Below are 17,027 nucleotides of genomic sequence, written 5' to 3'. Positions count from 1 at the left end.
TCACCTTCGAGGCGCTCCTGCGCCGTCCACCGGGCATCGAACCGGCCCGTCTGCCCGACAAGCTCGGCTGACGCCGGAACGGCTCGTGCGTACGCGGGCCGCGGGCGCCGTGGGTCCGCTTCCGACCCGCCGCGGCGACCGCCGGGCCGTACGCCTGCCGCGCGGCGCGGTACGGCGAAGGCCCCCGGAGAGACGTGAGAGCGTCTTTCCGGGGGCCTTCGCCGTACCTGGGGGCGGTTGGCTACGCCTCGGCCTTCGGCTTGGCGTCGACGCCTGCCTCCTTACGCTGCTCACCTGTGATGGGGGTGGGCGCGCCGGTCAGCGGGTCGAAGCCGGATGCCGTCTTCGGGAAGGCGATGACGTCACGGATCGAGTCGCCACCCGCGAGGAGCATGCAGATCCGGTCCCAGCCGTAGGCGATGCCTCCGTGCGGCGGCGGACCGTAGTTGAACGCCTCCAGCAGGAAGCCGAACTTGTTCTCCGCCTCCTCCTTGGAGATGCCGAGCACGTCGAAGACGCGCTGCTGCATCTCGGCCCGGTGGATACGGATGGAGCCGCCACCGATCTCCATGCCGTTGCAGACCATGTCGTAGGCGTAGGCCAGGGCCTCACCGGGATGGTCCTGGAAGTTGTCGGCCCACTCGGGCTTGGGCCCGGTGAACGGGTGGTGGACCGCGGTCCAGCCGCCCTCGCCGTCCTCCTCGAACATGGGGGCGTCGACGATCCACAGGAAGTTCCACTGCGACTCGTCGATCAGGCCGCAGCGACGGCCGATCTCCAGGCGGGCCGCGCCGAGCAGGTCGCGGGAGGCCGATGCCGTACCGGCCGCGAAGAAGATCGCGTCGCCGGGCTCGGCGCCCGTCTTTGCGGCCAGCCCCGAGGCCTCGGCCTCGGAGAGGTTCTTGGCCACCGGACCGCCGAGCGTGCCGTCCTCGCCGACGAGCACGTAGGCCAGGCCCCTGGCGCCGCGCGACTTGGCCCAGTCCTGCCAGCCGTCCAGCTCCTTGCGGGTCTGGGAGGCGCCGCCGGGCATGACCACGGCGCCCACGTAAGGCGCCTGGAAGACCCGGAAGGTGGTGTCGGCGAAGTAGCCGGTCATCTCGACGAGCTCCTGGCCGAAGCGCAGGTCGGGCTTGTCGGAGCCGTAGCGGGACATGGCGTCGGCATAGGTCATCCGGGGCAGCGGCACCGGCAGCTCGTAGCCGACCGTCTCCTTCCAGATGCGGCCGATCAGCGCCTCGCCCAGGGCGATCACGTCGTCCTGGTCCACGAAGGACATCTCAACGTCGATCTGGGTGAACTCCGGCTGCCGGTCGGCACGCAGGTCCTCGTCGCGGAAGCAGCGGGCCAGCTGGTAGTAGCGCTCCAGGCCGGCGACCATGAGGAGCTGCTTGAACAGCTGGGGCGACTGCGGCAGCGCGTACCAGCTGCCGGGCTGCAGCCGGACCGGGACCAGGAAGTCGCGGGCGCCCTCGGGGGTGGAACGGGTCAGCGTCGGGGTCTCGACGTAGTTGAACCCGTGCTCGTCCATCACCTGATGGGCCAGGTAGGTGGCCTTGGACCGGATCCGCATGGCGTGGGCGACCTGCTGGCGGCGGATGTCCAGGTAGCGATATTTGAGCCGGGCCTCCTCCGAGACCCCCGCGTTGCCCTCGATCGGGAACGGCAGCGGCGCCGACTCGCTGAGCACCTCGACCTCGGCGGCGACGACCTCGATCGCACCGGTCGGCAGCTCGGGGTTCTCGTTGCCCTCGGGACGGACCCGCACCTGCCCGACGACCTTGACGCAGTATTCCGCGCGCAGGCCGTGCGCGTCGTCCTCCTCGCGGAAGACCACCTGGGAGGAGCCGGAGGCGTCGCGCAAATCGATGAAGACCACACCGCCGTGGTCACGGCGGCGCGCCACCCAGCCGGCCAGCGTCACCTGCTGCCCGGCGTGCTCCTCGCGCAGCGATCCCGCTTCGTGCGTGCGGATCATTTCTTCAGTCTCTCCTTCAACGTCGTGACGATCTCAGCGAGCGGTACAGCGGTCTGATCGCCGCTGACCAGGTCCTTGACCTGCGCGGACCCGGCGGCGATATCTCGCTCGCCGAGGATCACGGCATAGCTCGCCCCCGACCGGTCGGCGCCCTTCATGGCGCCCTTGACGCCCTTGCCGCCGAACGACATGTCGGCGTCGAGGCCGGCCCGGCGCAGCTCGGTGATGAGCAGGAACATCCGGCGGCGCGCCTCCTCACCCAGCGGCACACCGTACACCTGGACACGTGACCCGGTCGCCTCGGCTCCCAGCAGTCCCTCGGCCTCCATGGCCAGGACCGTCCGGTCGACGCCGAGCGCCCAGCCGACGCCGGGCAGGGCCGGACCGCCGATCATCTCGCTCAGCCCGTCGTAGCGGCCGCCGCCGCCGACCGCCGACTGCGAGCCCAGCCCGTCGTGAACGAACTCGAACGTGGTGCGCGTGTAGTAGTCGAGACCGCGGACCAGCCGGGGGTCGTCGGTGTGGGCCACTCCGGCGGCGGTCAGCAGCGCGCGGACCTCCTCGTGGTAGGCCTTGCACGCCTCGCACAGGTGATCGACGACCAGCGGGGCGCCGACGAGCTGGGCCTGCACCTCGGGGCGCTTGTCGTCGAGCACACGCAACGGATTGATCTCGATCCTGGCCCGGGTGGGCTCGTCGAGGTCGAGCGCCCGCAGGAAGTCCTGCAACGCGGCGCGGTAGGCGGGACGGCACTGCCGGTCACCCAGCGTGTTGAGCAGCAGCCGGACACCGGTGAGGCCCAGCGCCGCGTAACCGTCGGCCGCCAGCACGATCAGCTCGGCGTCCAGGCCGGGGTCCTCCGCCCCCAGAGCCTCCGCGCCGACCTGCCAGAAGTGGCGATAGCGGCCCTTCTGGGCGCGCTCATAGCGGAACTGGCTGCCCGAGTACCACAGCTTCACGGGGAGCTGACCGTTGTGCAGGCCGTGCTGGAGGACCGAGCGCACGACCGACGCGGTGCCCTCAGGACGCAGCGTGAGGGAGCGCCCGCCCTTGTCGGTGAAGGTGTACATCTCCTTGGAGACGATGTCGGTCGACTCGCCGACCCCCCGGACGAACAGCGCGGTGTCCTCGAAGACCGGTGTCTCGATGTAGCCGTAGCCGGCGCGGCGGGCCGGTGCGGCCAGCGCCTCCCGCACGGCGAGCGCCTGCTCCGAACGTGGCGGAAGCCAGTCAAAGGTGCCCTTGGGCGCCTGCAAAGTCATTTTTCAGAGTCCTCTGGTGGGACCGGCGTACGGGGCCGCTTCCGTGAGATACGGGTTGGTGGCGCGCTCGTGGCCGATCGTGGTCTGTGGTCCGTGGCCGGGCAGCACCACCGTGTCCTCCGGCAGCGGCAGGCATTTCGTCGCCAGGCTGCGCAGGATGGTCGGGTAGTCGCCGCCCGGGAGATCGGTGCGGCCGATGGAGCCGGCGAACAGCAGGTCGCCCGAGAACAGCACGTCCGGGATCTCCTCGGTGCTGGGCAGCCTGAACGTCACCGACCCCCTGGTATGGCCAGGGGTGTGGTCGACGGTGAGCTCCATGCCCGCGAGGCGTAACACCTCGCCGTCGGTGAGCTCACGCACGTCGTCCGGCTCGGTGAAGGTCATTCCGCCGAACAGCTGCCGGGTGGCCGCCAACGACAGCCCCTTGCCCGGATCGGAGAGCAGCTCACGGTCCTCCGGGTGGATCCACGCGGGAACGTCACGCGCGCCGCAGACCGGGGCGACCGACCACATGTGGTCGACGTGCCCGTGTGTGACCAGCACCGCGACCGGCTTCAGCCGGTGCTCACGCAGCACGTCGTCCAGGTCGCCGACCGCGTTCTGCCCGGGATCGACGATGACGCACTCCTCGCCCGCGGCGGGAGCGACGACGTAGCAGTTGGTCTGGAACGACCCTGCGGGGAAGCCGGCGATGAGCATCTGCCTCAGCTGATCTCGTCAAGAAAACGGATGGGAATGTAACCGAAGGGTACCGGTGCGGGTCGGCGGGCTGCGAACCATTACCCTTTGGCCGATACGATTCGCCCACCTCAGTAAGTAATACTCCGGCACTCGGGAGGGCGAAGCGGTGAGCGGCAAAGACCGCCAGAAGCAGCTGGCACGCGAGCACTACGAGCGGCAGACCCAGCGGCGCATCGAGCGCGAGGCCAAGGCCAAGCGCAATGCGATCATCGGCACCAGCGTGGCCACCGTGGTGGTGATAGGCGGCGTGATCGCCGCGACGACGCTGCTCGGCGGCAACGACTCCGCTGCCACGGCCACTCCGGCGACCTCCACAAGCCCCGCGGCGAGCCCGGCGGCGACGGACACCGCCGCCAAGCCGACGGCCTTCGACCCCGCCAGTGGCACCTGTGGCTACGCCGCCGACACGGACGGCGCCCCCGCCAAGAACGTGGGCACCCCTCCGGCCAAGGTGGACACCACGCCCAAGACGATGACCCTGAAGACGAGTCAGGGCGACATCGTGATCGCGGTTTCGGCCAAGAAGACACCCTGCACGGTGAACTCCTTCGCCTTCCTCGCGGAAAAGGGATACTTCGACGGCTCCAAATGCCACCGGCTCGGCTCCGACCAGTTCCCGGTGCTGCAGTGCGGCGACCCGCTGGCCAAGGCCGACGGCAAGAACCAGACCGACGGGCAGGGCGGTCCCGGGTACCGTTTCGTCAACGAGAACCTCGAAGGCGCGAAGTACACCCGTGGTGTCGTGGCCATGGCGAACAGCGGCCCCGACACCAACGGCAGCCAGTTCTTCATCGTGTACGGCGATGCCCAGTTGCCCCCGAGCTACACACCGTTCGGTACGGTCACCAAGGGGATGGAAATCATCGACAAGGTGAACAAGGGTGGTGTTATCACCCCAGGATCGGACGGAACGGGAGCACCCAAGGAAACCGTCGAAATCAAAAACGTGACAATGTCGAGCAAGAGCTGACGTAATACAACCATGGGGCGGTTAGCCTCGAAAGGCTGATGAAAGTGCGGGAGGACACGGTGAGCACCGACCCGTGGGGCCGGGTAGACGACGACGGCACCGTCTACGTACGTACGGCCGAGGGAGAACGGGCCGTCGGGTCCTGGCAGGCCGGCGAGCCGGAGGAGGCGCTTGCCTACTTCCATCGCAAGTTCGACGAACTGGCCGGACAGGTGACGCTGCTCGAACAGCGGGTGCGCGGCACCGATCTGCCACCCGCCCAGGCCGAGGCGACCATCGTCAAGCTCCGTGAGGCGATCACCGACGCGCACGCGGTCGGTGATCTCGACGCGCTGCTGAACAGGCTGGGCGCCCTCACGGAACTGGTGGCCCAGCGCCGCGAGGAGGTCAAGGCCGCTCGTGACGTGGCCCGCGTGGAGGCCAAGGGCGTCAAGGAGCGGATCGTCGCCGAGGCCGAGCGCATCGCCGACGACACCACTCACTGGAAGACCGGCGGCGAGCGGCTGCGCCAGCTCGTCGAGGAGTGGAAGGCGGCCGAGCGTATCGACCGCGTCACCGAGGCGGCCCTCTGGAAGCGGCTGTCCGCGGCCCGTACGGCCTTCGCGAAGCGCCGCAAGGCCTACTTCGCCGGGCTGGACGAGCAGCGGGAGGGCGTGCGTTCCAGCAAGGAGCGGATCGTCGCCGAAGCCGAGGCGCTGGCCTCCTCCACCGACTGGGGCGCGACGGCTTCGGCCTACCGCGAGCTGATGCAGCAGTGGAAGGTGGCGGGCCGGGCCTCCCGGGAGGTCGAGGACGAGCTCTGGGGCCGTTTCAAGGGCGCCCAGGACCAGTTCTTCCAGGCCCGTTCGGCGGTCTTCGCCGAGCGCGACGCCTCACTCGCGGCCAACGCCGAGATCAAGGAGCAGCTCCTGACCGAGGCGGAGAAGATCCTCCCGGTCTCCGACGCCCGCTCGGCCAGGGCTTCCCTGCGTGGCATCCTGGAACGGTGGGAGGCGGCCGGTCAGGTCCCGCGCGAACAGCGTGACCGTCTCGAAGGTGGGCTGCGCAAGATCGACGACGCGGTCCGCAAGGCCGAGGAGACGGAGTGGAAGCGCTCCAACCCCGAGGCCCGCGCCCGCGCCCAGAACACGGTCGACCAGCTCCACAAGTCGATCGAGCAGTTGGAGACCCGTCTGGCCAAGGCTCAGGCGGCCGGCAGGGACAAGGACGTCAAGGACGCTCAGGAGTCCCTGGTCGCCCGCCGTTCCTGGCTGGAGGAGGCTGAGCGCACGCTCGCCGAGTTCTCCTGACGCGCCGGTGAAATCCCTCAAGGGCGTGCCCCGATGGCGGGGGCACGCCCTTGAGGTTCTCCCATCCGTAAGGCATCGTCGCCGCCGATCCGGGGATGTCCTCCCGAGCCGGCCGATCGGATCCCGGCGAGCACCGCCGGACAGCACCGCCGGCCCCCCGGCCGGACCCCCGGCCGGATCGGTCACGGAACCGTGGACGGCCCCGCCGGGACGGCACGGGCCGGCCGGCCCACCGGGCGGCGGATCAGGCCCCGGCGCCGCTGACCCGGTAGACGTCGTAGACGCCCGGGATGTTGCGCACGGCCTTCAGGACGTGTCCCAGATGCTTGGGGTCGCCCATCTCGAAGGTGAACTTACTGATCGCCACCCGGTCCCTGGAGGTCGTCACCGACGCCGACAGGATGTTCACATGCTGGTCCGACAGGGTCCGGGTCACGTCCGACAGCAGGCGCGGCCGGTCGAGCGCCTCGACCTGCAGGGCGACCAGGAACACCGAGTCGTCCCCGGCGGACCAGGCCACCTCGACCAGGCGGTCCGGCTCCGACTTCAACTGCTCCACATTGGGACAGTTGGTGCGGTGCACCGAGACTCCGTGCCCGCGGGTGACGAACCCGATGATCTCGTCACCGGGCACCGGGGTGCAGCACCGCGACAGCCGGACCCACACGTCCGAGTCGCCCGCCACCACCACTCCGGCGCCGCCGCTGCCACGCGGACGGCCACGCACCTTCGTCGGCACCGCGGCCTCGGCGATGTCCTCCTCGGCGCCGTCCACCCCGCCGAGGGAGAGCACCAGCTTCTGCACGACCGCCTGAGCGGCGATGTGGCCCTCTCCGACGGCCGCGTAGAGCGCGGAGACGTCGGGGTAGCGCAGGTCCCTGGCAAGGGCCAGAAGGGACTCTCCGGACATCAGGCGCTGCAGGGGCAGGCCCTGCTTGCGCATGGCCCGGCCGATGGCCTCCTTGCCCGCCTCGATCGCAGTCTCACGGCGCTCCTTGGAGAACCACTGCCGGATCTTGTTGCGAGCCCTGCCGGACTTGACGAACTTGAGCCAGTCACGCGACGGACCGGCGTCGGGCGACTTGGAGGTGAAGACCTCGACGGTGTCGCCGTTGCTCAGCCTCGACTCCAGCGGCACCAGGCGGCTGTTGACCCGGGCGCCGATGCAGCGGTGGCCGACCTCGGTGTGCACGGCGTAGGCGAAGTCGACCGGGGTCGCCCCCTCCGGCAGGGCGATCACCTGACCCCGCGGGGTGAAGACGTACACCTCCGAGACCGACAGGTCGAACCTGAGCGACTCCAGGAACTCACCCGGATCGGCGGTCTCCTTCTGCCAGTCCAGGAGCTGGCGGAGCCACGCCATGTCACTGGCGGGCTTCAGCTTCGCGCCGGGAGAGCCGGAGGCGGTCATCTCCTCCTTGTACTTCCAGTGCGAGGCCACGCCGTACTCGGCCCTGTGGTGCATGCCGTGGGTGCGGATCTGCAGCTCCACCGGCTTGCCCTCGGGGCCGATGACCGTCGTGTGGAGCGACTGGTACATGTTGAACTTGGGCATCGCGATGTAGTCCTTGAACCGGCCGGGCACCGGGTTCCATCGCGCGTGGATCGTTCCGAGGGCGGCATAGCAGTCGCGGACCGTGTCGACCAGCACCCGGATGCCGACGAGGTCGTAGATGTCGTCGAAGGCGACATCCCTGGCGATCATCTTCTGGTAGACCGAGTAGTAGTGCTTGGGGCGCCCCTTGACCACCGCTCGGATCTTGGCCTCACGCAGGTCGACGGAGACCTTCTCGATGACCTCCTGCAGGAACAGATCCCTGCGCGGGGCCCGCTCCGACACCATCCTGGCGATCTCGTCGTAGCGTTTGGGGTAGAGCATGGCGAACGCGAGGTCCTCCAGCTCCCACTTGATGGTGTTCATGCCCAGCCGGTGGGCGAGCGGCGCGAAGATCTCCAGCGTCTCGCGGGACTTCTGGTGCCGCTTGTGCTCGGGGAGGTAACGCATGGTGCGCATGTTGTGCAGCCGGTCGGCGAGCTTGATCACCAGCACCCGGATGTCGCGGGACATCGCCACGACCATCTTGCGCACGGTCTCGGCCTGCGCGGCGTCACCGAACTTGACCTTGTCGAGCTTGGTGACGCCGTCGACCAGCAGCGCGATGTTCTCGCCGAAGTCCGAACGGAGCTCGTCAAGACCGTAGGCGGTGTCCTCGACGGTGTCGTGCAGCAGCGCGGCGCACAGTGTCTCGTCGTCGGTGCCGAGCTCGGCCAGGATCGTCGCCACCGCCAGGGGGTGGGTGATGTAGGGATCGCCGCTTTTGCGCTTCTGATCGCGGTGATGGTAGGCGGCCACATCGTAGGCACGCTCGATCAGCCGCAGATCTGCTTTCGGATGGGTCGCTCTGACCGTCCGGAACATCGGCTCCAGCACCGGGTTCATGGCGCCACCCCATTGCCCCCCAAAACGTGCGAGCCTGCGCCTTACCGCTGGCTTCTCCTCGGCGGCTCCGGACATGGCGGAACCGGTATCGCCGGTCGGGACGGCCGCCACGGGACCGCCCCCATCGGCGGTCACGTCGGGAACGACCACATCACGGGGCACTCAGACTCCTCACATTCGAGTCCAGATCCCCCAAGTGTATCCAGACCGGCTTTAATGCGTACCCCGGTGGGGTGGTGTCAGACGATCACGAGGGAGTGCAGCTCGACGCCGTCCAGCCGTTCCCGCCCCTTGAGGGAGGCCAATTCCATGAGTACGGCGATGGCGACGACCTCGGCGCCCGCCCTGCGGACCAGCTCCACCGCCGCGCACGCCGTACCTCCGGTGGCGAGCACGTCGTCGACGATCAGAACGCGATCTCCTGGGGCGAAGGCGTCCCGGTGGACCTCGATGGTGGCGGAGCCGTACTCCAGATCGTAGGACGCCTCAAGCGTCTCGGAAGGCAGTTTGCCTTTCTTGCGTACCGGAACGAACCCGGCGCCGGCCTTGCAGGCGGCCGGAGCGGCCAGGATGAAGCCCCGGGCCTCGATGCCGACGATCTTGTCAACCCGGTGGAGCCCGGCGAACTCGTCCACGACCGCGGCGAACGCGTACGGGTCGGCGAGCAACGGGGTGATGTCCTTGAACAACACACCCTGCTGGGGGTAGTCGGGCACATCGCGGATCCGGTCGAGGATCAGCCGGCGCAGGTCGCTCATCGTCACATTCCTTAAGGAAAACGCCTCCGTTCCCTCGGAAAAGGGAACGGAGGCGTGATCTGGTGGTGCTACTTCTTCTTGTTGCGCTTGTCGGCGTCGGAGGCCGCGCCGTTGGCGGCTCCCGCCGGGACCGGCTGGCGGGAACTCTTGACCGCGGTCGCGGCCTTGCCGCCGGTGGCGGCGAGCCGGCGGGCGATCGCCTGGTAGCGCGGCTCGCGCTCCTTCAGCGTGACCAGCAGCGGCGTCGCCACGCAGAGCGAGGAGTACGTACCGACGAGCATGCCGACGAACAGGGCCAGCGACAGGTCCTTGAGGGTGCCGGCGCCGAACAGCGTGGTGCCGATGAACAGGATCGCCGCCACCGGCAGGATCGCCACCAAGGTGGTGTTCAGGGACCGGATCAGCGTGTGGTTCAGCGCGTTGTTGGCCGCCTGCGTGTAGGTCATCTTGGAGGTCGTGCCGAGCTTGGCGGTGACCTCCTTGATCATGTCGAACACGACGACCGCGTCGTACAGCGAGTATCCGAGGATGGTCAGGAAGCCCAGCAGGGTCGCCGGGGTGACCTCGAAGCCGGACCACGCGTAGACGCCCGCGGTGATCACCAGGTCGTGCAGCAGCGCCACGATGGCGCCCAGCGCCATCTTCCACTCGAAGGCGACCGTCAGGTACAGGATGATCGCCAGCATGAAGACGATCAGGCCGATGATGGCCTTGTCGGCCACCTGGTCGCCCCAGGAGGCGCCGATCACCTGGAGGTTGACCTGGTTCTGCGGCAGGCCGAACCGGTCGGCGACCGACTTCTGGACCGTGGTCACCTCCTCGGGCGGCAGGCTCTCGGTGGTGACCCGCCAGCCGTTGCTCGTCGTCTGCACGATGACCTGGTGAGCACCAGCGTCACCGAAGGTGGTGCGGACCTGCTCGATGTTGGCGGTCGGGGCCTTGAAGGAGAAGACCGAGCCGCCCTTGAACTCCACGCCCAGGTTCAGGCCGTTCAGCAGCAGACCGGCGATGGAGATCACTAGAAGGGCGGCGGAGAGGCCGTACCAGAGCTTCTTGCGCCCGACGAAGTCGACATCGACCTCGCCTCGGTACAGCCGGCGCGCGATGCCGGACATCAGGCCTCCTGCGGAACGGTCGTGGAGCCGACGGGGCTCTGGCTCATACGCTCGGCGTCGAGGCCGGAGAGCTTGTGGCCCTTGGCGAAGAACTTCCGCTTGGCGAGCAGGGCCACGAACGGCTTGGTGAACATGAACACCACGGCGATGTCGATGAGCGTGGTCAGGCCCATCGCGAACGCGAATCCGGCCACACCGCCGACCGCCAGGAAGTAGAGCACCACGGCGGCGATGAACATGACGGCGTCCGCGATCAGGATCGTCCGCCGGGCACGGACCCAGGCGACCTCGACGGCCGTCCGCAGCGAGCGGCGGCCCTCCTTCATCTCGTCACGGATGCGTTCGAAGTAGACGATGAACGAGTCCGCGGTGATGCCGATCGAGACGATCAGACCGATGATGTGCGACAGCGACAGGCGGAAGCCCGCGAACTCGCTGAGGATCACCACCGACTCATAGGTCAGGATCGTGGCGACCACGAGGCTCAGCACCGAGACGATGCCCAGCCCCCGGTAGTAGAGCATCGAGTAGATGAGCACCAGGGCGAGGCCGATCGCGCCGGCGATCAGGCCGCCGCGGAGCTGGTCGGCGCCCAGGGTGGAGGAGACCTCGTCGATAGATTGCTTCTCGAACTTCAGCGGCAGCGCGCCGAACTTGAGCTGGCTGGCCAGCTCGTCGGCGGTCACCTGGGTGAAGCTGCCGGAGATCTGCGCCCGACCGCCGGTGATCGGCTCCTGGATGACCGGCGCGGAGATCACCACACCGTCCAGGACCATGGCGACCTGGTTGCGCGGCGCCTGCGAGTTGAAGGCGGTGGTGGTGATCTTCGACCACTGGTCCGGGCCCTGGCCCTTGAAGGAGAGCTGGACGAGCCACTCGCCGGTGGTCGGGTCCACGCCGGAGGTCGCGGTGTCGATCGCGCTGCCGGTCACGGCCGCCTTGTCGAGCACGTATTTGGCGCTGCCGTCCTGGCTACAGCCGACGAACTGCTTGGCGGGGTCGTCCTGGGCGCCCTGGCCCTTGTGCTTGGCGCAGTCGAGCGCCTCGAACTGCTTGAGCACCGCCGGGTCGATGCCGGTGGTGTCCACACCCGCCATCGGGTCGTCGGCCGAGGCCGTCGGCTGCGCCGACGGAGCGGCGCTCTGGCTCGGCGTGGCGGACGGGGGCGCGTTCTTGGCCTCGTTCTTCTTGCCTGCGCCGTTCTGGTCGGCACCGTTCTTGACGGGCCTGTCCGAGGGGGCGGCCGTGGCCCCCGGGCTCGGGTTGGTGAGCGCGGAGGAGAGGGCGCGACCGGCGGGCGAGGCGCTCGGGCTCGGCGTGACCGTCTGCGACGGCTTGGGGGCCTTGGAGTTCTGCTTACCGGTGGCCGTGGGAGAGGTCGCCGGCGTCGGCGCCTCGGTGGGCAGCTGGCCCGGAGGCGGGGGCGACCCGGCCGTGACCGCCAGCACCTGGCGGAATCGCAGCTCCGCGGTCGTGCCGACCAGCTTGACGACTTCCTCCTGGCCTGCTCCGGGGACGGAGATGACGATGTTGTCACCGGATTTGGCGACCTCGGCGTCGGAGATTCCGCTGCCGTTCACCCGGTTGCGGATGATGCCCACCGCCAGGTTGAGGCTCTCCTCGGTGGGAGCACTGCCGTTCGGCGTAACGGGCTGCAGCGTCACTGTCGTGCCGCCGGCGAGGTCGAGGCCATATTCCGGGGTGAATGCCCTGTTCAGGAACATCACCCCGCCCATGGCGAGAATAATCACCAGAAGCACCAGGAGCATGCGCCCCGGTCGGTTCTGGCCGCTGGTCGGTCGGGCCACTGGTCGTCAGTTCTTTCGGCTATAGGGGTGGTCGGTGAGCCTGGTCGTCACTTCTTCGACGAGTCCTGGTCCTCACCGTACGGCTTGACGCTCTCCACCACATTGTCGTCCACAACGTCGGCGGACTTGACATCCTCGTCCTCGACACCGTCGACCGGGGTCAGCACGCGACCGATCGCAGCCTTGATCCAACGGGTCTCGACACCGGGTGCGATCTCCAGGATCACGTCGTCGGCGTCGATCGCCACCACGGTCGCGAAAAGACCGGTCGTGGTCATGATGCGCGTCCCGGGGGCCAGGGTGTTCTGCATCTGGGCCTGCTCCTGCTGCCGCTTACGCTGCGGCCGGATGAGCAGGAAGTAGAACACCACGACCATCAGAGCGATCATGATAAGGCTCGAATAGTTGCCGCCCATGGGGCCGCTCCTTACGCTTTGGAATGACCGGCCTGACGCCGGACGTCGTATACGGCACGCCGCTCAGCACGTCAGCCTACACAGCCAGCCAGGCCACGGAGTTTAGGCGAGCTGTTAGGAACGCGGCAACGAGGTCACGAACTGGCGCGCGGGGAAGTTCCCATTTCGATACCGTTGTCACCGATCTGTGATCAACGCCGTACGGTTTCCCTACCTGAACCAACGTCACGCATGACCCAGATCATCCTCAAGATCGGGGATCATCGCGGCGCCGAACGCGTCCGGCGGCGGCGTCAGCCCCAGATGGACCCAGGCGGCGGCGGTCGCGACCCGGCCCCGGGGGGTCCGTGCCAGCAGGCCCTGGCGGACCAGGAACGGCTCCGCGACCACCTCGACCGTCTCCGGCTCCTCCCCCACCGCGACGGCCAGGGTGGACAGCCCCACCGGTCCGCCCCCGAACTTGCGCAGCAGCGCCCCGAGCACCGCCCGGTCCAGCCGGTCCAGTCCCTCGGCGTCGACCTCGTAGAGGTTGAGGGCCGCCGAGGCGACGTCCTTGGTGACCACCCCGTCGGCCCGCACCTCGGCGAAGTCACGGACCCGGCGCAGCAGCCGGTTGGCGATGCGGGGTGTGCCCCGTGACCGCCCGGCGATCTCGTGCGCCGCGTCGCCCGGAAGCTCCAGGCCGAGCAGCCGCGAGGAGCGGCGCAGCACCTGTTCGAGCTCGGCCACGTCGTAGAAGTCCATGTGCGCGACGAAGCCGAACCGGTCGCGGAGCGGTGCGGGCAGCAGCCCGGCCCTGGTCGTGGCGCCCACCAGGGTGAACGGCGCGACCTCCAGCGGGATGGCGGTCGCCCCCGGCCCCTTGCCCACCACGATGTCCACCCGGAAGTCCTCCATCGCGAGATAGAGCATCTCCTCCGCGGGACGGGCCATCCGGTGGATCTCGTCGATGAACAGGACCTCTCCCTCCGAGAGGGTCGACAGGATCGCCGCCAGATCACCCGCCCGCTCCAGCGCGGGCCCGGAGGTGATCCGGAGCGGGACGGACAGCTCCGTCGCGATGATCATGGAGAGGGTCGTCTTGCCGAGGCCGGGCCCGCCGCTCATCAGCACGTGGTCCGGTGGCCGGTTGCGTCGCAGCGCGCTCTGCAGCACCAGGGACAGCTGCTCGCGCACGCGCGCCTGGCCGATGAACTCCTCCAGCCGCTTGGGGCGCAGCGCCGCCTCGATCAGCCGCTCGTCGCCCTCGGCGTCCGGCGCCACCAGATCCCGTTCGAAGCTCACGCCGGTCCGTCCTCACTCCTGCGGACGGCTCCGCGCCCGTCTCGGCTCTGCGCGCCCCCGCGAGGGGCTTCCGTCTCCGTGCCCGGGCGAGAGGCCCCGGTCTCGGCGCGGCCGTCGGGGAACCGCATCGTGGAGTGCCCCCTCATCGGACGCTCAGCGCGCGGAGCGCGGCCTTGAGCAGCGCCGCCACCTGCGGAGAGCGGCCCTGCGCCACCTCGGCGTCGGCCTGGGGGGCGACGCCGGCGACCGCCTCGTCGGCGTCCCTCGCCGAGTAGCCGAGCCCCACCAGGCCGGAGTGGACCTGATCCCGCCAGGCGGGCACGGCCGCGCCGCCGTTGAGGGCGGCGTTGACGGCCTGGTCGGGCGTGCCGAGCTTGTCCTTGAGGTCGACGATGATCCGCTGAGCCCCCTTGGGACCGACCCCGGGCACCCTGGTCAGCGCCTTCACGTCGGCGCTCGCCACGGCCACCCGGAGCGCGTTGGGGGTGTGGACGGCCAGCATCGCCAGAGCGACCTTGGGGCCGACCCCGTTGGCCGTCTGCAGCATCTCGAAGACGCCGCGCTCGTCGTCGCCGGCGAAGCCGAACAGCGTCAGCGACTCCTCCCGGACCACGAGCGAGGTGGCCAGCCGGGCCTCCTCACCGACCCGGAGCGTCGCCAGCGTGCCCGGCGTGCAGTGGACCAGCATGCCCACCCCGCCGACCTCGACCACCGCGCCGTCGGGCGCGATCGCGGCCACCCGCCCCCGCACCGAGGCGATCATTGTGTGCTTCCCTTCGAATATCCGGCCCGGCCCCGCCCCCGGAAGTAGGCGGCGGCGGTCGTCCCCGGTCCGGTCTTGGTCCTGGCCAGTGCCTCGGCCAGCCGGTTCTGCGCGCCGCCCCGCCACACGTGGCAGATCGCCAGTGCCAGCGCGTCGGCGGCGTCGGCGGGCTTGGGCATGGCGTCCAGCCGGAGCAGCCGGGTCACCATGGTCCCCACCTGCTGCTTGTCGGCCGTGCCGCTGCCGGTGATCGCCGCCTTGACCTCGGACGGCGTATGCAACGCCACTGGCAGCCCCCGGCGGGACGCGCACAGGATCGCCACGGCGGACGCCTGCGCGGTGCCCATCACGGTCCTGAGGTTGTGCTGGGCGAAGACCCGCTCCACGGCCACCGCGTCGGGCTCGACCTCGTCGAGCCACTGCTCGATGCCCGCCTCGATCGCCACCAGTCTGGCTCCGATCTCGTCGTCGGCCGGGGTCCGGACGACCCCGACCTTGACGAGGCTCAGCGGCGCCCCGGGCCGCCCCTCGACCGCTCCGAGCCCGCACCGGGTCAGCCCCGGATCGACCCCCATCACCCGCAGCTCGGGCAACCGCACCGACACGCCTCCGCTCGCCGAACACCTGTTCGGTGCCCGACTCTACCGCGTGAGAGCACCTCACGCACGGCTGCCCGCGCCACCGCCCGGAAGATGGCTGGGCAGGTACGGCCGGCCTGGAGTCCGGCGTCGAGACGCCGGCGCCGGCCGTGGCGGGACATCCTCAGGCCGACGGATGGACCCCCTGTGCCGGCCGGTCCCGAGGAGCCGCCCGGCAGGGGAACGGCGCTCCTTATAAGTACTGGGCCTGGTAAGCACTGAGCCTGGTAAGCACTGAGCCTGGTAAGCGCCGGGCCTGGTAAGCGCCGGGCCGCCTACAGGTGCTGGGCCGCCGGCTCGGCGTCCGTGTCCGCGGCCCTGTCACGCAGGCGGTCCAGCCGGGCCATGACGGGCGTCGCCGTCATCCCGTGCAGGACGAGGGAGCCGAGCACCGTGAAGATGACCACGGCCCAGAGCTCCTCGGCCGGCACGCCGAAGTCGGCCTGGCCGAGGGCGTAGGCGAGGTAGAACAGCGAGCCGATGCCGCGGATGCCGAAGAAGGCCGTCACACCGCGCTCACGCGGCCCCGCCGAGCCGCCGAGTTGCGCGACCCATCCGGCCAGCGGCCGGATCACCAGCAGCAGCAACAGGCCGACGGCGGCGCCGCGCCAAGTGAGGGCGGCCAGGCCGCCGGTGGCCACGGACCCGCCGAGCAGCAGGATCAGCCAGGCGGTGAAGAGCCGTTCGATCTGCTCGATGAAGCCGTGGAGCACCCCGTTGTACCCGTGGGTGCGCTCGGCGGCCCTGATGGTGCACGCGGTCACGAAGACCGCGATGAACCCGTATCCGTGCGCCAGCTCGGTGAGGCCGTACGCCAGGAACGTCGCGGCCAGCGCGACGAAACCGTCCCGGTGCTCGGCGAGCCGCAGGTCGGACACCCGGGCGCGGAAGAACAGCCGTCCCAGGAGCTTTCCGGCCAGCAGACCGCAGACCACGCCGGCCCCGCACCTGTAGAGCAGGTCTGTCAGTGCCCATCCGCCGGCCCATCCGAAGCCTCCGGAGCCCGCCATCGCGATGGCGGCGAACACCAGGGGGAAGGCGAGCCCGTCGTTGAGCCCGGCCTCGGAGGTGAGGGTGAAACGGACCTCGTCGTCGGCCTTCTCGGAGTCGACCGGCTCACCGACCTGTACGTCGGAGGCGAGCACCGGATCGGTCGGGGCGAGCACCGCGCCCAGCAGCAGCGCCGCGGCGGGGGGCCAGCCCAGCACGGCACCGGCGGCGCCGGCCACCGCCACGACGGTCAGCGGGAGCGTCCAGCCCAGTAGACGCCAGGTGGAAGCCCAGCCACGCCGGCCGAAGGGCCGGTTGATCGCGAGCCCGGCCCCCATGAGAGAGATCAGCACACAGATCTCGGTGACGTGCTCGACCAGTGCGCGGTGGGCGACGGGATCGGGCTCGGGCAGGTCCAACGGCAGGAGGTAGAGCAGGGCGCCACAGATCAGGCAGACCAGCGGCAGGGAGAAGGGGCGCCGGTTGAGCAGGCGGGGAAGGACCGCCGCGAGCAGCGCGCCGACACCCGCGAGCGCGAAGACAAGATCAGGATTTCCCATCGCCCGGCTGAGCTG

14 protein-coding genes are annotated in these 17,027 nt (G+C 69.6%); 2 read left to right on the top strand and 12 right to left on the bottom strand.

Features of this window, described 5'->3' with window-relative positions; genetic code table 11:
* Window positions 1–241: 241 nt before the first annotated feature.
* Genes aspS through OHA77_RS36595 form a run of 3 tightly spaced genes read right to left on the bottom strand, consistent with a single transcriptional unit; the run spans window position 242 to window position 3,939 of the window.
* The gene (gene aspS, locus OHA77_RS36605) at window positions 242–1,978 is read right to left on the bottom strand and encodes an aspartate--tRNA ligase (protein ID WP_326823625.1); all 1,737 of its coding nucleotides are present in this window, start codon (window positions 1,976–1,978) and stop codon (window positions 242–244) included.
* Window positions 1,975–3,240 carry a histidine--tRNA ligase gene (gene hisS, locus OHA77_RS36600; RefSeq protein ID WP_406313801.1) on the bottom strand — a complete coding sequence of 422 codons (1,266 nt, stop codon included), beginning with the start codon at window positions 3,238–3,240 and terminating at the stop codon, window positions 1,975–1,977. Before hisS ends, aspS begins: the two co-directional genes overlap by 4 nt.
* Before the next feature lie 3 nt (window positions 3,241–3,243).
* Window positions 3,244–3,939: an MBL fold metallo-hydrolase gene (locus tag OHA77_RS36595; protein WP_406313800.1), complete on the bottom strand. Its 696-nt coding sequence runs from the start codon at window positions 3,937–3,939 to the stop codon at window positions 3,244–3,246.
* Between the two features lie 148 nt (window positions 3,940–4,087).
* Between OHA77_RS36595 and OHA77_RS36590 the strand changes: the two genes are divergently transcribed.
* Window positions 4,088–4,951 (top strand): peptidylprolyl isomerase, encoded by an 864-nt coding sequence (locus OHA77_RS36590; RefSeq protein ID WP_406313799.1) that lies wholly within the window; start codon window positions 4,088–4,090, stop codon window positions 4,949–4,951.
* A 38-nt stretch (window positions 4,952–4,989) separates the two neighbouring features.
* Entirely contained in the window at window positions 4,990–6,240 is a 1,251-nt protein-coding gene (locus OHA77_RS36585) for a DUF349 domain-containing protein (RefSeq protein WP_326823629.1), read from the top strand.
* Between the two features lie 244 nt (window positions 6,241–6,484).
* On the opposite strand, the gene OHA77_RS36580 is transcribed toward OHA77_RS36585, so the two are convergent.
* The 9 genes from OHA77_RS36580 to OHA77_RS36540 all read right to left on the bottom strand — a co-directional run bounded on the left by OHA77_RS36580 (window position 6,485) and on the right by OHA77_RS36540 (window position 17,012).
* Entirely contained in the window at window positions 6,485–8,680 is a 2,196-nt protein-coding gene (locus tag OHA77_RS36580; RefSeq protein ID WP_326823630.1) for a bifunctional (p)ppGpp synthetase/guanosine-3',5'-bis(diphosphate) 3'-pyrophosphohydrolase, read from the bottom strand.
* Window positions 8,681–8,919: 239 nt separating this feature from the next.
* Window positions 8,920–9,438: an adenine phosphoribosyltransferase gene (locus OHA77_RS36575; RefSeq protein ID WP_326823631.1), complete on the bottom strand. Its 519-nt coding sequence runs from the start codon at window positions 9,436–9,438 to the stop codon at window positions 8,920–8,922.
* A 68-nt stretch (window positions 9,439–9,506) separates the two neighbouring features.
* Complete coding sequence (gene secF / locus OHA77_RS36570; RefSeq protein WP_406313798.1) at window positions 9,507–10,553, bottom strand: protein translocase subunit SecF; 1,047 nt, start codon at window positions 10,551–10,553, stop codon at window positions 9,507–9,509.
* On the bottom strand, window positions 10,553–12,322 hold the full coding sequence (gene secD, locus OHA77_RS36565; protein ID WP_406313797.1) for a protein translocase subunit SecD: 1,770 nt from the start codon (window positions 12,320–12,322) through the stop codon (window positions 10,553–10,555). Before secD ends, secF begins: the two co-directional genes overlap by 1 nt.
* 86 nt (window positions 12,323–12,408) lie before the next feature.
* On the bottom strand, window positions 12,409–12,777 hold the full coding sequence (gene yajC, locus OHA77_RS36560) for a preprotein translocase subunit YajC (protein WP_406313796.1): 369 nt from the start codon (window positions 12,775–12,777) through the stop codon (window positions 12,409–12,411).
* A gap of 225 nt (window positions 12,778–13,002) precedes the next feature.
* Window positions 13,003–14,061: a Holliday junction branch migration DNA helicase RuvB gene (gene ruvB / locus OHA77_RS36555; RefSeq protein WP_406313795.1), complete on the bottom strand. Its 1,059-nt coding sequence runs from the start codon at window positions 14,059–14,061 to the stop codon at window positions 13,003–13,005.
* A 142-nt stretch (window positions 14,062–14,203) separates the two neighbouring features.
* Window positions 14,204–14,824 carry a Holliday junction branch migration protein RuvA gene (gene ruvA, locus OHA77_RS36550; RefSeq protein WP_406313794.1) on the bottom strand — a complete coding sequence of 207 codons (621 nt, stop codon included), beginning with the start codon at window positions 14,822–14,824 and terminating at the stop codon, window positions 14,204–14,206.
* Window positions 14,821–15,408, bottom strand: coding sequence for a crossover junction endodeoxyribonuclease RuvC (gene ruvC, locus OHA77_RS36545; protein ID WP_326826851.1), 588 nt, complete (start codon window positions 15,406–15,408; stop codon window positions 14,821–14,823). The genes ruvA and ruvC overlap by 4 nt, the downstream gene beginning before the upstream one ends.
* Window positions 15,409–15,737: 329 nt before the next feature.
* Window positions 15,738–17,012, bottom strand: coding sequence for a cation:proton antiporter (locus tag OHA77_RS36540; RefSeq protein WP_406313793.1), 1,275 nt, complete (start codon window positions 17,010–17,012; stop codon window positions 15,738–15,740).
* Window positions 17,013–17,027 lie beyond the last annotated feature (15 nt).

The organism is Streptosporangium sp. NBC_01639 (assembly GCF_045209755.1).
Taxonomy (GTDB): domain Bacteria; phylum Actinomycetota; class Actinomycetes; order Streptosporangiales; family Streptosporangiaceae; genus Streptosporangium.
Note: the sequence above shows the minus strand (reverse complement) of the source record. Positions and strands in the feature narration are given on the sequence as shown.

Excerpts from the sequence above, each read along its gene's own strand:
- aspS (WP_326823625.1), bottom strand. The coding sequence starts at position 1,978 with ATGATCCGCACGCACGAAGCGGGATCGCTGCGCGAGGAGCACGCCGGG.
- hisS (WP_406313801.1), bottom strand. The coding sequence starts at position 3,240 with ATGACTTTGCAGGCGCCCAAGGGCACCTTTGACTGGCTTCCGCCACGT.
- OHA77_RS36595 (WP_406313800.1), bottom strand. The coding sequence starts at position 3,939 with ATGCTCATCGCCGGCTTCCCCGCAGGGTCGTTCCAGACCAACTGCTAC.
- OHA77_RS36585 (WP_326823629.1), top strand. The coding sequence starts at position 4,990 with ATGAAAGTGCGGGAGGACACGGTGAGCACCGACCCGTGGGGCCGGGTA.
- OHA77_RS36580 (WP_326823630.1), bottom strand. The coding sequence starts at position 8,680 with ATGAACCCGGTGCTGGAGCCGATGTTCCGGACGGTCAGAGCGACCCAT.
- OHA77_RS36575 (WP_326823631.1), bottom strand. The coding sequence starts at position 9,438 with ATGAGCGACCTGCGCCGGCTGATCCTCGACCGGATCCGCGATGTGCCC.
- secF (WP_406313798.1), bottom strand. The coding sequence starts at position 10,553 with ATGTCCGGCATCGCGCGCCGGCTGTACCGAGGCGAGGTCGATGTCGAC.
- secD (WP_406313797.1), bottom strand. The coding sequence starts at position 12,322 with ATGCTCCTGGTGCTTCTGGTGATTATTCTCGCCATGGGCGGGGTGATG.
- yajC (WP_406313796.1), bottom strand. The coding sequence starts at position 12,777 with ATGGGCGGCAACTATTCGAGCCTTATCATGATCGCTCTGATGGTCGTG.
- ruvA (WP_406313794.1), bottom strand. The coding sequence starts at position 14,824 with ATGATCGCCTCGGTGCGGGGGCGGGTGGCCGCGATCGCGCCCGACGGC.
- OHA77_RS36540 (WP_406313793.1), bottom strand. The coding sequence starts at position 17,012 with ATGGGAAATCCTGATCTTGTCTTCGCGCTCGCGGGTGTCGGCGCGCTG.